The sequence below is a fragment of the Paenibacillus sp. 01T442 genome, assembly GCF_056398345.1.
Map to the genome: position 1 here is coordinate 1 of NZ_JBFTPF010000034.1, position 15,899 is coordinate 15,899.

Annotated in this window: 14 protein-coding genes and 1 pseudogene; 14 read left to right on the plus strand and 1 reads right to left on the minus strand. The window is 44.8% G+C overall.

The genetic code is table 11. From position 1 onward, the window contains the following. The 14 genes and pseudogenes from AC1DLM_RS21800 to AC1DLM_RS21865 all read left to right on the plus strand — a co-directional run. Positions 1–122, plus strand: a pseudogene (locus AC1DLM_RS21800) (3-deoxy-7-phosphoheptulonate synthase); the annotation flags it as partial. Between the two features lie 239 nt (positions 123–361). Then, complete coding sequence (glnA, locus tag AC1DLM_RS21805; RefSeq protein ID WP_171630017.1) at positions 362–1,786, plus strand: type I glutamate--ammonia ligase; 1,425 nt, start codon at positions 362–364, stop codon at positions 1,784–1,786. A gap of 95 nt (positions 1,787–1,881) precedes the next feature. Further along, positions 1,882–2,436 (plus strand): NADPH-dependent FMN reductase, encoded by a 555-nt coding sequence (locus AC1DLM_RS21810; protein ID WP_477571169.1) that lies wholly within the window; start codon positions 1,882–1,884, stop codon positions 2,434–2,436. A gap of 127 nt (positions 2,437–2,563) precedes the next feature. Next, positions 2,564–3,892, plus strand: coding sequence for a DUF1800 domain-containing protein (locus AC1DLM_RS21815; RefSeq protein ID WP_477571170.1), 1,329 nt, complete (start codon positions 2,564–2,566; stop codon positions 3,890–3,892). 12 nt (positions 3,893–3,904) lie between these two features. Further along, positions 3,905–5,137 carry a DUF1501 domain-containing protein gene (locus AC1DLM_RS21820; protein ID WP_477571171.1) on the plus strand — a complete coding sequence of 411 codons (1,233 nt, stop codon included), beginning with the start codon at positions 3,905–3,907 and terminating at the stop codon, positions 5,135–5,137. Between the two features lie 57 nt (positions 5,138–5,194). Then, entirely contained in the window at positions 5,195–5,665 is a 471-nt protein-coding gene (locus tag AC1DLM_RS21825; RefSeq protein ID WP_477571201.1) for a mismatch-specific DNA-glycosylase, read from the plus strand. 80 nt (positions 5,666–5,745) lie between these two features. Continuing rightward, a complete protein-coding gene (serC, locus tag AC1DLM_RS21830) occupies positions 5,746–6,834 on the plus strand; it encodes a 3-phosphoserine/phosphohydroxythreonine transaminase (protein ID WP_477571172.1) in 1,089 nt (362 codons plus the stop codon). A 590-nt stretch (positions 6,835–7,424) separates the two neighbouring features. Next, entirely contained in the window at positions 7,425–7,784 is a 360-nt protein-coding gene (nrdI, locus tag AC1DLM_RS21835; RefSeq protein WP_056609533.1) for a class Ib ribonucleoside-diphosphate reductase assembly flavoprotein NrdI, read from the plus strand. After that, complete coding sequence (gene nrdE, locus AC1DLM_RS21840; RefSeq protein ID WP_477571173.1) at positions 7,771–9,855, plus strand: class 1b ribonucleoside-diphosphate reductase subunit alpha; 2,085 nt, start codon at positions 7,771–7,773, stop codon at positions 9,853–9,855. Before nrdI ends, nrdE begins: the two co-directional genes overlap by 14 nt. A gap of 21 nt (positions 9,856–9,876) precedes the next feature. After that, the gene (gene nrdF, locus AC1DLM_RS21845) at positions 9,877–10,863 is read left to right on the plus strand and encodes a class 1b ribonucleoside-diphosphate reductase subunit beta (protein ID WP_477571174.1); all 987 of its coding nucleotides are present in this window, start codon (positions 9,877–9,879) and stop codon (positions 10,861–10,863) included. A 482-nt stretch (positions 10,864–11,345) separates the two neighbouring features. Further along, positions 11,346–11,975: a YhbD family protein gene (locus AC1DLM_RS21850; RefSeq protein WP_477571175.1), complete on the plus strand. Its 630-nt coding sequence runs from the start codon at positions 11,346–11,348 to the stop codon at positions 11,973–11,975. 12 nt (positions 11,976–11,987) lie between these two features. Then, positions 11,988–12,668 carry a polymer-forming cytoskeletal protein gene (locus AC1DLM_RS21855; RefSeq protein WP_477571176.1) on the plus strand — a complete coding sequence of 227 codons (681 nt, stop codon included), beginning with the start codon at positions 11,988–11,990 and terminating at the stop codon, positions 12,666–12,668. Between the two features lie 24 nt (positions 12,669–12,692). Beyond that, positions 12,693–13,433: a hypothetical protein gene (locus AC1DLM_RS21860; protein WP_441991117.1), complete on the plus strand. Its 741-nt coding sequence runs from the start codon at positions 12,693–12,695 to the stop codon at positions 13,431–13,433. A gap of 56 nt (positions 13,434–13,489) precedes the next feature. Further along, positions 13,490–15,037 (plus strand): MDR family MFS transporter, encoded by a 1,548-nt coding sequence (locus AC1DLM_RS21865; protein WP_477571177.1) that lies wholly within the window; start codon positions 13,490–13,492, stop codon positions 15,035–15,037. An 80-nt stretch (positions 15,038–15,117) separates the two neighbouring features. Here the strand turns inward: AC1DLM_RS21865 and AC1DLM_RS21870 are convergent, their stop codons facing one another. Further along, complete coding sequence (locus AC1DLM_RS21870; RefSeq protein WP_056624673.1) at positions 15,118–15,831, minus strand: response regulator transcription factor; 714 nt, start codon at positions 15,829–15,831, stop codon at positions 15,118–15,120. Between the last annotated feature and the right edge of the window lie 68 nt (positions 15,832–15,899).

Below are 15,899 nucleotides of genomic sequence, written 5' to 3' on the forward strand. Positions count from 1 at the left end.
CAGGAGACGGCGTACAATCGTTGTTCCCAGATCAATTTGCCCACTTGCTATCTGATCTTGAGAAGCTTGCTCCACTACTTGGTAAGAAGTTTGATACGAAGAAAGAAGCCATTTTGGCGTAATATATGGTTTTCATAGAGCGGGTTTCTCCAGAAAATGGGGAAACTCGTTTCCTGTTTTTGGATACATGTGAAAATTGTGTGTGAGTGTAAGAATAGCTTACACTCCTTTAAAAAATACCTGACATAAGTATTGACTGTGTTAGAGGAATCGCTATATAATATGTGAAAGAAAACAAGCAAAAGAAGAACATTAATCATGCAAAGTACGTTGAATGTACGGAAATGGGAGGGTTTTTTAAATGTCAGTTCAAAACGTGTTGAACCTTATCAAGGAAAAGAATATTGAGTGGGTAGATTTTCGTTTCGTAGGTCTTGCCGGTAAAGCACAACATATCTCACTACCAGCTACTGAAGTAGATGAAGAAACTTTCGTGAATGGCGTAGCTTTCGACGGTTCGTCGATCCCAGGATTCCGTGGTATTGAACAATCTGACATGGTAATGATGCCAGATACGGAAACCGCTTATGTGGATCCTTTCACAGCACACCCTACTTTGATTATTATGAGCAACATCCATACACCTGAAGGCGACCGTTATGACCGTGATCCACGTAGCATCGCTCAAAAGGCTGAAGAATATTTGCAAACAACAGGCGTTGGTACAACAGCATACTTCGCACCAGAATCCGAATTCTTCATCTTTGATGATGTTCGTTTCGAAAATGGTATGAACAAATCCTACTTCGAAGTTGATTCCGAAGAAGCTGGTTGGAACACAGCTCGTAAAGAAGAAGGCGGCAACCTTGCTTATAAAGTTCCAGTAAAAGGCGGTTACGTTCCAGTAGCTCCTATGGATTCTCAACAAGATATCCGTTCCGAAATGTGTAATAAGCTTGCTGATGCAGGTCTTCGCATTGAGCGTCATCACCATGAAGTAGCAACAGCTGGTCAAGCTGAAATCAACTTCCGTTTTGACACTTTGACTAAAACAGCAGACAATCTACTTAAATACAAATACATCGTTGCTAACACAGCGAGAGAATATGGTAAAGTTGCAACTTTCATGCCGAAACCACTATTTGGTGACAACGGTAGCGGAATGCACGTTCATATGTCCATCTTCAACGAAGGTAACCCATTGTTCTACGAAAAAGGCGCATATGCGAACCTTTCCGAAATGGCTATCAACTACATCGGTGGTATCCTGTATCACGCTCCAGCGTTGATCGCGATCACGAACCCAAGTACAAACTCCTTCAAACGTCTAGTTCCTGGTTACGAAGCTCCGGTAAACCTTGTATTCTCCAAAGGTAACCGTTCAGCAGCAGTTCGTATTCCAATCGCGGCTGTGACACCTAAGGGTTGTCGTATTGAGTTCCGTACACCAGACAGCACAGCTAACCCGTACCTTGCTTTCGCAGCAATGTTGATGGCTGGTCTTGACGGTATCAAAAAGAAAATCGATCCACGTGCTCTTGGATACGGTCCTTTTGATACAAACATCTATGAAATGTCTGATAGCGAGAAAGCTGAAATCCGCAGCGTTCCTGGTACATTAGACGAAGCTTTGGATGCTCTTGCAGCTGATTCCGACTTCTTGCTTGAAGGCGGCGTATTCACACAAGATTTCATCGATAACTACATCGACTTGAAACGCGGCGAAGCGAAACAAGTTGCAATCCGTATTCACCCACACGAGTACAACCTTTACTTCGATTGCTAATCTTTAGCACTTATAGGATATGATCATAGGAACTGCCCCTTCATAGGACGCTATGGAGGAGCAGTTTTCTTTTATAAAGGAAGGATGAATTTACGATGAAAATAACGATTGTTGCAGGAAGCAATCATGGAGCTGCTACGAGTACAAGACTTGCCACATATATTGAGTATTTGGCAACACAAGATCAACATGAAGTAACACTAATAGATCTATATAAGACGCCATTACCTTTCTATACACCTGAAGATAATGGTAATGATCACCAAGCATTAGGGGCGTTTAAACAGGCGATGTTGTCCGCTGATGCCATTGTTCTAGCGACCCCTGAGTATCATAGTGGTATGTCAGGTGTGCTCAAAAATGCGCTTGATCATGTTGGACAGGATCATTTCCATAACAAAGCGGTGCTGTCCGTCAGCTCCTCAGGGGGAGCGGTGGCTGTCAGTTCGCTGACTCAGATGCAGACAACAGTCCGAAATTTACACGGGATTAACAGTCCAGAATGGATTTCGATTGGTGGCGAGCAACGCAAGAGCTTCCATGGAGACGCCAACTTCGAAGACATTCATCCGGATGTCGATAAGCGAGTGCGACGTGTTGTTGGATCGTTCCTACAGCTTGCCGGGCAGCTCGTGGGATCAGTGAAATAGTAACGTTTCGAACCCATGTGAATACGAGTTCAGACAACCAAGTCACTAGACTTGGTTATTTGTATTTCTACATACTTTTGACACATTTATATGGTACAGTATGGAAAAAATGAACGGTGGGGAGATCATGGGAGTCCAGTGGACCAACAAGGAAGTTGTTCATCTTTTACTGCGTGCGGGATTTGGTGTAGCGAGGGAAGAAGTTGCAGCTTGCTTAGCGTTAGGGCGGGAGGAAACGGTTCGACGTTTAGTAACGGGTGAAGCGTTGATCGACAAGGCCCCGAAGCTAGCCTCCTTTGACGAGTTTCATGCGGACGGGAAGAAAGCCTTGGATCCGCTCTTACTAGTAGATCAACAGATGTACTGGCTTTATCGGATGGTGAACTCACCTGCGCCGCTCATCGAGAAGATGACGTTGTTTTGGCATGGGCATTTCGCGACGGCGAATTATAAAGTGAAAGATGCGTCGCTCATGGCGAAGCAAAATGAAATATTCCGTCAATATGCATTGGGGAATTTCAAAGAGCTGCTTATTGAAATTGGCAAAGACCCTGCCATGATGATTTGGCTGGATGTGAATCAGAATAAGAAAGGCAAGCCGAATGAGAATTATGCCCGTGAGGTGATGGAGCTATTCACACTTGGCATCGGTCACTACACCGAAATGGATGTGAAGGAATCTGCGCGCGCTTTTACAGGCTGGACGTACAATAAAAATGATCATAAGGTCAATTACAATGCCAAACAGCACGATAACGATCCCAAGACATTGCTCGGGGAAAGCGGCAAATTAGATGCAGACGATGTGATTGATATCCTATTTCACCAGAAAGCATTGCCAACGTTTCTAGCGACGAAGTTGTTGAACTATTTGGCAACTGACACACCTTCCGATCGTTGGATTCAGACCATAGCTGGATTAATCACTCAGAAGAATACGGTGGGGGAAGTGCTTCAGGAACTATTCCTCTCCGATGAATTCTACGCAGATACCATTCGGATGTCGCTTATTAAAACACCAGCAGATTATGTAGCGGGTATCCTGAAATGCAGCAATCTCTCTGTCGCCAAGGGGCATGCACAAGCGATGAGAAAGATGGGGCAGGAACTATTCGTCCCTCCTGATGTTGCAGGCTGGAGAGGGGGCGCCTCTTGGCTCACAACGAACTGTTTGTTGGCAAGGTATCAGTTCGCCGAGGGCATCGCGAAGCAAATGAACGGACAACAGCTGAACGCGCCAGCGTTCCAACCCAATCAAGCGGACTCACCTATCGAGTGGGTGAAGCGCTATGCGGAGCTCATGGGCATCTCGGACTTATCCGAGCAAACGCTAGCGAGTTTGCGTGCTTACGCCGATGACACCATTGTACATACAACTCAAACAAAGCAAAAATTAACAGGCTTACGAGGTCTCCTGCAGCTTGTATTGATTAGTCCTGAAGCTCAAATGAAATAGGGGGGGAAACTTGTGAAATTAACGAGAAGAGATTTTCTGATCAAAGGTACGGCGTTATTCGCAACCCTCGGGCTTGGCGGTGCACTTTTCACAGAAACGGGTAAATCCCTATGGGCAGGGAGTCCCGAACTTAGCGTGGAGGAGCCGGTGTTGGTTGTTGTGCAGTTAAGCGGCGGCAATGATGGGATCAATACTTTGATTCCATATGGACAGGGCCTCTATTATGATTCTCGGCCTACGCTTGCTTATGAACAGAAGGAAATACTGGCGCTCGATTCTCACGTGGGCTTACATCCTAGTCTCACAGGATTAGCCGCATTGTATAAATTAGGTAAAGTGGCTATTATACAAGGAGTTGGATATCCGGAGCCTAATCATTCACACTTTCGCTCTATGGAAATTTGGCAAACCGCTGAGCCTGCGAAAATGAGCCGCAGCGGCTGGTTGGCACGGTATGCGGAATCTTCCTTACAGAAGAATCCGAATCCGCTAAAAGTGATTCAAATAGGCGGATCAGGCAGCAAAGCCTTCACCTCTGATCAATCAAGCTTTCCCGTGATTCAATCTCTGGAGTCCTATCATGTATTTGATCCTAAGACAGCGTTGATGGACAAGAATAGAATAACCAAAGCGTTCTTGGATATGTACGGGGCATCGAATTCACCCAATCAATTGCGAGTCATTTCTGCTCGAGGATCGGAAGCCTATAGGAGCGTTGAAGCGATCCAATCGCTGGCAGCCACTTATACGAAGAAAATTGAGTATCCCAATACGAATTTTGCAAGGGACTTACAGCTTGTAACGAAACTGCTGGCTGGCAAATCAGGGACGCTGCTCTTTAATGTAGAAGTAGGGGGATTCGACGATCATGCGGATGAGAAACTGCAGCATGCACAAATGCTGACACAGGTCGATGAAKGGTTAACTGCATTCTATCAGGACTTGCAGGCACAAGGGTTGCAGGATCGCGTCGCTGTCATGGTGTTCTCCGAGTTTGGACGCCGTGTTAAAGAGAATGGCAGCGGTGGAACCGACCACGGAACAGCGGCACCGATGTTTGTCATTGGCGGCAAGGTAAAGGGCGGTCTATACGGCGCCTATCCGAGCTTGAGTAACTTAGATAATGGAGATTTGAAATATGAGGTTGATTTCCGTTCTGTCTATAGTACATTAATTGACTCATGGTTAAATGGGGATACAGCAACAGTGCTAGGTAAAACGTATGAAAATTTAAAGTTCATTTAACTTGTAGGAGGTGCACGGTTGGAACTAGCGGCAATTTCAGATCATATTGCGGAGGGGATGCAAATTCTCTTCGTTGGCTATAATCCGAGTATTCGATCAGGGGAAACCGGGCATCATTATGCGAATCCCAACAATCGATTCTATCGTATCTTGTTGCAGGCGGGTTTAACGCCAAGGCTCTACAAGCCGCAAGAGGATGGCGATCTGCTTGAAATTGGTTATGGATTCACGAATATCGTGGCACGCCCTTCTTTGACAGCAGCAGAAATTACGGCAGACGAGTATCGAGAGGGCAGACATATTCTGAAAGCGAAAATTGAGGCCTACCGACCCAAGGTAGTTTGCTTCGTGGGGAAGGGTGTCTATGAGCAGTATAGCGGCCGAAGAGGCATTTCCTGGGGGAGTCAACCGCAGCCAATGGTAGAAGGCGTTATTGATTATGTGTGTCCGTCTTCTAGCGGACTTGTACGAATGAAGCTGGAAGATATGGTAGCGATTTATCGAGGAATTCTGACAAGTCTCGTATAGCCTGTTTGAGGTTTTACTTGATGCTTGCACAGAATATTGCTATCATAGCCATAATACAAAACGCAAAGGTGTGGTCACTCATGGGAAACAGGGCCTATAACTTTAACGCAGGGCCTGCGGCTTTACCTCTCGAAGTACTTCAGAGAGCACAAGAAGAGTTTGTTGATTTTAAAGGCATTGGCATGTCCATTATGGAAATTTCTCACCGGAGTAGCGAATATGAGCAAGTGCACAATGAAACACAAGCGTTATTAAAGCGTATTTTTGGTATTCCAGATGGGTACMAAATTCTCTTTTTGACAGGTGGAGCGAGCTCTCAGTTCTCCATGATCCCTATGAATTTCTTGAAGGCAGGCAAGGTTGGCAGCTATGTGCTGACAGGCGCTTGGGCCGAGAAGGCTGTGCAAGAAGCAGCGCTATTCGGAGAAGTTTCTCTTGCGGCTAGTTCGAAAGAACAGAAATTTATGAAAATTCCTGCATTGAGTGACATTAACTTAGATCCGAACTCAGCTTATCTGCACATCACGTCCAATGAGACGATTGAAGGCGCGCAATTCCAAAGCTTTCCGGAAACAGGCAACATTCCTCTGATTGGTGACATGTCCAGTGATATCTTGAGCCGTCCAGTCGACGTTTCCAAGTTCAGCATGATCTATGCGGGAGCACAGAAGAACCTTGGACCATCTGGTGTGACCGTTGCGATTATTAAAGACGATCTACTTGTTGATCTGCCAAAAACAATCCCAACCATGATGCGTTATGAAACGCATAGCAAAAACAATTCCTTGTATAACACACCGCCAGCATACTCCATTTATATGGTGAATCTGGTGTTGAAATGGATTGAAGAGCAAGGCGGATTGACGGTTATTCAGAAGAATAATGTAGAAAAATCAGGCCTTATTTATAACGCAATTGACAGCAGCAATGGCTTCTACCGTGGACCCGTAGATCTAGGAAGCCGTTCTGCGATGAATATTACGTTCCGATTGCAAGATGAAGAGCTAGAGAAGAAGTTCATTAAAGAAACCGAACAGCAAGGGTTCGTTGGCTTGAAAGGTCATCGCAGTGTCGGTGGTCTACGTGCTTCCACGTATAACGCAGTTCCTTACGCATCATGTAAAGCACTCGCTGATTTCATGACGGATTTCCAACAACGCAACAGTTGAGAAAATGAATTAAGCTATTCATGGCACCCTCGTGTGCGCGTGAATAGCTTTTTTTGTGCTGAGGCATGTAGTTTCGATCGAATGGTTTAGAAGCCTGTAGAGAGTCTCTGAGCAGCTTTAAAAGCGGTAATTGGAAGATGAGTTTGGACTAGATCTAGTAGAGGATGAATGTCCTAGTCATTTCGACATTTCCGAAAAAATCAAGTAAAAAACGAAAAAATTTTTTCTAAACCCAGCGAGCCACGCCCCGTCTAGGATTGCGTGTTTTGGAATTGTAAATAGGTCGTATTGCTCGTTGACAAACACAATATATTGATATAAATTTGAATCTATCAACTAGATGTCGTGATAAAAAGCGCATTGCGAGATTGCTAGCAGAAGGCTCAAAACAAGCCGGAAATCAAGCGAAACCGCAGGTTTCAAGCTTTTTTGACCGCTTACGGAGCCGTAAAGCAAATGCAGATTCTGTCGATTAATGGGTAGATGAACTCGCGAATGACAGACGATAGAATTAGTATCTTTACTACATATAGGTTACCCTCAAGTGATGGCACAAGATAGAGAATTGACAATGATAGGAGACGGAAGCTATGTTGATTGCTTACGATTCGAAGACTGGAAATGTTCGCCGTTTTATTGCGAAGCTCCAGATGCCCGCGGTTCAAATAGAGGAAGCGATGACAATGGACGAGCCATTCGTACTCGTGACGTATACAACTGGCTTTGGACAAATTCCTCCGAAGGTAGCTTCTTTCCTAGAAAGTAATTCTTCTCGTCTTCAAGGCGTTGCAGCAAGCGGTAATCGCAACTGGGGAGACGGCTTCGCCAAAAGCGCAGATACGATCTCAGCACTTTATGATGTTCCCGTATTAACCAAATTCGAATTATCCGGCACTAAAAATGATGTAGAACGATTTGTTCAGGGGGTACAAGCAATTGCGGCACATTGAACTTAATAATGAATTAATGCAACGCGGTACGGATGGTTTTTTTCAATTAGAGAAGGATAAAGAAGCTGTTAAGGTGTTCATAGAGGAAGTCCACAGCCGAAGCCTCACATTCCCCGATACCACTTCGAAGGTTCGTTATATGATCGACAATAACTTCTACGAGAACGTTTATGACAAATACACCGAAGATGAAGTTAACAGCGTGTATCAAGTGGCACATGACAATCAATTCGAGTTCGCATCGTATATGGCAGCTTCGAAATTTTATACAGATTACGCTTTGCGCAGTGATGATAAGACGTTGTACCTGGAGCATTTCCCTGATCGCGTAGCGATCGTAGCCTTGTACTTGGGTCGCGGAAACGCCGAAACAGCACGCGTGCTTGCCCTATCGATGATGGAGCAGCGCTTGCAGCCAGCGACACCTACGTTTTTGAACGCAGGCAAGAGCCGTCGCGGTGAATTAGTATCGTGCTTCTTGTTAGAAATGGATGATTCCTTGAATTCCATCAACTATGTATTAGCAACGTGTATGCAGCTTTCCAAAATTGGCGGCGGTGTAGCGGTGAACTTATCGAAGCTTCGTGGGCGCGGTGAAACGATTAAAGGCGTTGAGGGCGCAGCGAAAGGAATTATTCCTGTTCTTAAGCTGATGGAAGATGCGTTCTCCTATGCGGATCAAATGGGCCAACGCAAAGGTTCAGGCGCGGCGTATTATAACATTTTTGGCTGGGACGTCATGGAGTTCCTTGATAGTAAGAAAATTAACGCGGATGAGAAATCCCGTTTGAAAACACTCTCGATTGGTCTTATTGTACCGAATAAATTTTATAAGTTAGCGGAGGAGAACAAGCCTCTACATATTTTCGCTCCTTACACGGTTCTGCAAGCCTATGGCAAGCACATGGACGATCTGGACATGGATGAGATGTATGATGAACTCTTAGCGAACCCGAAAGTAAAGAAGAAAGTCATCATGAATGCACGTGATATGCTGACCAAAATTGCGACTACTCAACTGGAATCCGGTTATCCATATATGATGAATCGTACGAATGCGAATAAGGATCATGCTTTGAAGGGGATTGGGACGATCAAGATGTCCAATCTGTGCACAGAGATTTTCCAACTGCAGGAAACGTCCGAAATCAATGATTACGGTCAAGAAGACACTATTCTTCGAGATATCAGCTGTAATCTAGCTTCGATGAATATTGCCAATGTGATGGATCGTAAAAAGCTGCGCGAAACTGTGCACGAAGGCATGATCGCCCTAACTTCGGTGAGTGATATGACGACGATTCACAATGCGCCAGGTGTTGCCAAAGCGAACCGTGAGCTGCACTCTGTCGGTCTTGGCGTTATGAATTTGCACGGCTATTTGTCCAAGAACAAAATTGCTTATGAAAGTGCTGAAGCGAAGGATTTCGTTCGCACCTTCTTCGCAGCGATGAATTTCTATTCCATTGAGAAAAGCATGGAGATTGCCAAAGAATCCGGACAAACGTTTGAAGGCTTTGAGCTATCGGAATATGCGAATGGGAACTATTTTACCCGTTATACAGAAACAGATTACCGTCCACTCTCGGATAAAGTGAAAGCATTATTCGAAGGCATGCCGATTCCGTCACCTAGTGATTGGAGAGCACTGCAAGCTGACGTTCAGAAGCACGGTCTTTACCATGCGTACCGTTTGGCAATAGCGCCGACGCAAAGCATCTCGTATATCCAAAATTCAACATCCAGCGTTATGCCAATTGTTGAACCGATTGAGACACGTACGTATGCGAATTCGACAACGTATTATCCGATGCCATTCATGGCTCGTGACAATTTCTTCTACTATAAATCCGCTTATCAAATGGATCAATTCAAGATTCTTGACCTCATCTCGGAGATTCAAACACATGTGGATCAAGGGATCTCGACCATTTTACACGTAAACAGTGATGTTTCAACAAGACAACTTGCTAGATTATACCTGTATGCGGCACACAAAGGACTTAAATCGCTCTACTACACACGAACCAATCAGCTATCTGTTGAGGAATGTGTAAGCTGCTCAGTATAATTAGGAAGGGGACTACCACTTATGACAAGTGCACCAACGATCAATAAACCAATCGTCAAAAAAGCGGTGAATTGGAACCGGCCCGATGATGATTTCACGATTACGTTTTGGAATCAAAATATTATGCAATTTTGGACAGATGAAGAAATTCCATTGTCTGATGATAAAATGTCCTGGATTACACTCAGCAACGTTGAACGTGAGCTCTATATGAAGGTGCTTGGCGGTCTAACTTTGCTGGATACCATGCAGGGCGGCGTCGGGATGCCGAAGATTCTTGAGCATGTGGATGGGTTGCAGCGCAAAGCTGTGCTTAGCTTCATGGGGATGATGGAGCAGATCCATGCGAAGTCTTACAGTTCGATTTTCACAACGCTGTCTACGACAGAAGAGATCAACGAGCTGTTTCAATGGGTGGAGCGGAATCCACACTTGCAATTTAAGGCGAATAAGATTTCACATTACTATGAGAATATTAATACGACCAAAGAGCTGTATCTAGCGATGGCATCGTCTGTTCTACTGGAAAGCTATTTGTTCTATAGCGGTTTCTATTATCCGTTGTACTTAGCTGGCCAAGGTAAAATGACGAGCAGCGGTGAGATCATTGACTTGATCTTGCGCGATGAGAGCATCCACGGGTTGTACATAGGCGTGCTGGCACAAGAGGTCTACGCGGAGCTAAGCCCTGCCGAGCAAGACGAGGCGTACGGGACGTTGTGTGCGCTGTTGAAAGAGCTTCATGCGAATGAAGAAGGCTACACGGATAGTCTGTACGGACCATTGGGTCTGGCAGACGAAGTGAAAGCATTCCTGCGCTACAACGCGAATAAAGCGTTTATGAACTTGGGCGTTGAACCGATGTTCCCGGAAGAGGAGATCAACCCGATTGTATTGAACGGACTGAGTACGAAGACGAAGCAGCATGACTTTTTCTCCAAAAAGGGCAATGGTTACGTGCGCACGATTCACGTTGAGGCTTTGACGGACGATGACTTTGTATTTTAAGATGTAAGCATATAGAGGATAATGAACCACTCAGCGGTTGCTGGGTGGTTTTTTTGATGTTCTAGGGTAAGAGAAGCTTACCCTTACCTAATATGTTGTGGTGATGGTGCCTTACTGGTTATTGCGAGGTAGAGAGGAAGTAGAAGTAGCGTGGTCAGTTGAGTAGCTAGATCTTCAAATAAATGTAAAATATACAGCTAATATTGCTGATTTTCCTTGGATTTAGTGAATAGATGGAAAATGTACAGCTAATTGGAGGATGATCGGCCGTTTGGTGGAATATAGCGGAAATTAACTGTAGGAAATCCATCTATTGCTTCAGAGAGCCGAGAATTGGCAAAAATAACTACATCAAATCCATTTAATTTGTATATGGCGGTGGAGATAGGTTTGGGTATTCTAGTTTTGGGTATTCAGTCTCAAGGCTGATTTACTGCGTAACAATGTTATGTTAATCTGAAATGGCGAAGGAGGGATGTACGTTGGATGATGATTTGATATCGAAAAAGGAGCTTCTCGAGCTAACAGGGATATCTTATGGTCAATTATATCGCTGGAAACGCAAAAATTTAGTTCCTGAGGAATGGTTTATACGAAAATCAGCTTTTACGGGGCAGGAAACGTTCTTTCCGAAGGGGCAGATGCTGGCGCGAATCGATAAAATTATAAATATGAAGGATGATTTATCGCTGGATGAATTAGCGGATGTGTTCTCTATCGTGCCAAATGACATGAAAATAGACAAAATAGAGCTAGTTAAACGAAACATTGTTTCTCTGCAAACCATAGACTATGCATCTCCATTTTTGGGAGGGACCGCGGTATTCAGCTTTGAAGAAACGTTGTTTCTGTTCCTATTAGAAGATTGCTTACAATCCGGTGAAATGAGCCTGGATGAAGGAAAACACTTGCTTCTGACGATGCAAGAGCAATTTGCCAAGTTCGAAGGCAAGCCTTGTGATCTGATTTATATACGTAAGATGGGCTTAACTTTATTTCTACTCGTTACGACAGGCAGTGAGTTGTTCTTCGAGCAAGGCGTAAAGGTCGTACTCCGGGTACAGGTTGCGAAGAAGATTGAAGAACTGAAGCTGAAAATAACAACAACGTGAGGAGGTGACACGATGCATACAGCAGAATTGAAGCGTAAATTGATGATTTCCGGAATAGGATCTTCTAATGGTGGTAGCTTTCGTTCGGTTAAAATAGACGGAATGGGGCGTCTGGAAGGGGACGTTATATGTTCCGATTTTACGCTAAATGGGCGCGCAGAAGTGAATGGCAGTATTACATCTGAAACGGCAGAATTGCATGGAACGCTAAATATTCAGGGGAATCTGAAAGCCAAGCGTACCCGAATTCATGGTAAAGTCAAGATTGAGGGCAATTATGTTGGCGAGAACCTTGAAATTAATGGAGCTTCAATCATAACAGGCAACTGTGAGGCGGAGAAGTTTAATGCCAACGGCAAGCTGCAGGTTGGCACGCTTAATGCAGATACGATTCTTGTTACTTTGCATGGGCATAGTAAAATCTCAGAGATCGGCGGAGAACGGATCCAAATACGTAAGCAGCGGGGTATTGGCTTGGCAAGTTGGCTGAAGATTCTGCCTCTGGGAATTGGTAATCATTTGACGGTTCAAACCATCGAAGGTGACCATATTTACTTGGAATATACAACGGCTGATGTCGTAAGAGGAGCGGATATTACAATTGGACCTGGTTGTGAGATCGGGCTCATCGAATATACCGCAAAGCTCGAGCAAGATAAGCAATCTAAGGTGAAACGCAGTGAAAAAGTGTAGCAAGAGAGGAGGTTTTGAGGTACAATGGGAATAGATGCAAACAAACGTTCGCTAATTAGTAATTTGAAGATTACAGGCAGCTCTACCGCGGCAGGGGGSCTGTATGATCGAATGAAAATTGTTGGAGAAGGCATCATTGAAGGCGATACGAAATGCCGGCTTCTGAAATGTATCGGAACATTAGAGATGGAAGGTAACTTGCAGGCAAGCGAAGCGGGCATTGTGGGCACCTTTGCATTGAGGGGAAATGTTCGAAGCGATAGAATGAAAAATTCGGGGACGGTGAGTATCGGTGGTGATGCAGAAATTGGGTCATTTACTGGTTCAGGGACGATTGAAGTGAAAGGGCATATGCAAGGCACCAAGATCGCACTTAAAGGGCATATCGCTGCAGGAGGGGATTGCGAAGTCGATGTGTTTAATCTAAAGGGAATGTTTGATGTTGGGGGACTCCTGAACGCAGGAGAGATCGACATCAGGCTTTTCCAAGATTCAACGGCGAAAGAGATTGGCGGCGAGAAAATCAGAATTCGCAAAGCGAGTCTGCTTCATCCGTTTAGCTTGTTCTTCAGACCCTCACCGCATGCCAAGGTAACGGTATCGGTTATTGAAGGGGATGATATCTACGTGGAGCACACGAGAGCGAAAGTTGTTCGCGGCAACCAAGTTGTCATCGGTCCTGGTTGTGAAGTCGATCTAGTAGAATACAAGGTACACTTAGAGAAGAAGAAGGGTGCCATTGTGAAAGAATCACGCAAGTTGTAATAAGCCTGTAAGTGTAGGGTGTTAGGCGAAAACAAATCGTAAAGGAATGTGTACGAATGACGAGTTCAAATAATAAAGTAGGCTTCGTCTTAGCAGGTCTACTCTTGGCCATGTTAATGGCATCAATGGATAATACAATTGTTGCCACAGCGATGGGAACCATTGTAGGAGATCTCGGTGGACTAGATAAGTTTGTATGGGTAACATCGGCTTATATGGTCGCTGAAATGGCGGGTATGCCAATTTTTGGGAAGTTGTCCGATATGTTCGGGCGTAAACGTTTTTTCATTTTTGGATTAATTGTATTCTTGATCGCTTCCATCTTGTGTGGTACGGCAGAAAGCATTGTACAGCTTAGTATCTACCGAGCACTGCAAGGGATCGGTGGCGGAGCACTGATTCCAATTGCGTTCACGATCATGTTTGATACGGTACCCGTCGAGCAACGCGGGAAGTTAGGCGGTTTGTTCGGTGCGGTATTCGGTTTGTCCAGTATTTTTGGACCGTTGCTTGGCGCCTATATTACGGACTATATTAACTGGCATTGGGTCTTCTATGTCAATATTCCTCTTGGTATTTTGGCACTAATTTTTATTGCGATCTACTACAAAGAATCACCGATTCATACGAAGCAGAAAATCGACTGGTGGGGTGCCGCTACGCTTGTTGGTGCCGTTGTCAGCATGATGTTTGCCCTTGAGCTTGGTGGAAATAAATACGCATGGGATTCCAGCTTAATTATCGGACTGTTTGCAGCTTTCACTGTGCTAACGATTTGCTTTATCCTCATTGAAAGAAAAGTAATCGAACCAATAATTTCATTCCCGATGTTTAAGAACCGTTTGTTTACGACAAGTAATGCGCTTGGATTATTGAGCGGTATGGGCTTTATCACGGCATCTGTGTATATTCCGATTTATATTCAGGGTGTACTTGGCGGAACAGCGACCAATTCAGGGCTCGTACTCTTGCCTATGATGGTAGGCTCTGTATTCTCAGCGGTAGGCGGCGGTTTCTTAATGAATAAGATGCCATACCGGAACATTATGATGGTCTTTGTTGTCATTCTAGCAGCAGGCATGTTCATGTTGACACAGCTTGAACCGGATACAAGCCGCTTGTATGTGACAATGTGCATGATTGTCGTTGGTGTGGGTATCGGTGCGAGTTTCTCCGTACTTTCCAATGCAGCGATCCATCACTTTGATCCGTCGCAACGTGGTTCTGTGAATGCAACAGTCTCTTTCGTTCGTTCCCTAGGTATGACGTTAGGGATTACACTATTCGGAATCATTCAACGGAATGATTTCACAGCGCAGCTCAAGGAAATTTTCGCTGGAAGCGGGCAAGGCAACATGGCTGACAATCCGGCGTTTAGTGATCCTAGGGTGCTCCTGGCACCTGAAATGCGCGCTCAAATCCCTACACCTGTACTTGATAAAATTACAGCTGGCTTATCTTCCTCAATTTCATATACATTCATGTGGGCACTGATTCCAACAGCTTTGGCTGTCATAGCAGCAGTTCTCATGAGTAAAGAGCGCTTAACCGAATCATTGGAGCATAAGCAAGCTGAGCAAGCCGCAGCAGAACTGAAAGGTTAATAGAAAGAAGCCTCATCCAAGTAGGATTTCTACTGGATGAGGCTTTTTCATGACCTGCGTGATGGAGTCCTAAACTAAGCTTAAGCGTAAGACTCCTTAATAACAGGCTCCGTCAATTTATATCCGACGTTGCGGATGGTCATGATATATTCGGGGTGACGTGCATTTTGCTCTATCTTGTCACGGAGATGAGAGATATGGACATCAACGATGCGCGTATCCCCGAGGAAGTGATAGTCCCAGACGCCGTGAAGCAGCTGTTGTCGACTAAGCACTTTCCCACGATGTTTGCAGAGGAATAGAAGCAATTCAAATTCTTTCGGTGTCAACTCGATTGGAGCGCCATTCATCGTCACTTCGCGTTGCTCGGCTTTGACGGAGATTTGGCCGATGGCAATCGGTGCTTCTTCCGTCGTAGAAGGCAGGGTCTGGATACGGCGATGAATCGCTTGAATGCGGGAAACGAGCTCTAGCGGTGAGAAGGGCTTCGTCATGTAATCATCTGCACCGTTGTCCAAACCTGCAATTTTATCGGTAAGATCCTGCATAGCCGTTAACATAATAATCGGAACAAGGTTATTCTGGCTTCTCAGCTTGCGGCATACTTGTAAGCCGTCCATTTTGGGCAGCATGAGATCAAGGACAATGAGATCAGGGCGGAAAGATTGAATAGCACCGAAGACAGCTTCTCCGTCGAACACGCAGTGTACTTCGAATCCGGCAAGCTTCAAGTTAAATTCAATCAGCATGGAGATGGAAGGTTCGTCATCAACAATTAGAATTTTCTTTTTCATTTTAGGTATGCTCCTTTTAATGAAGGATATCTCTAGTATGACGTACCTCTATCATCGCGATATTAAGA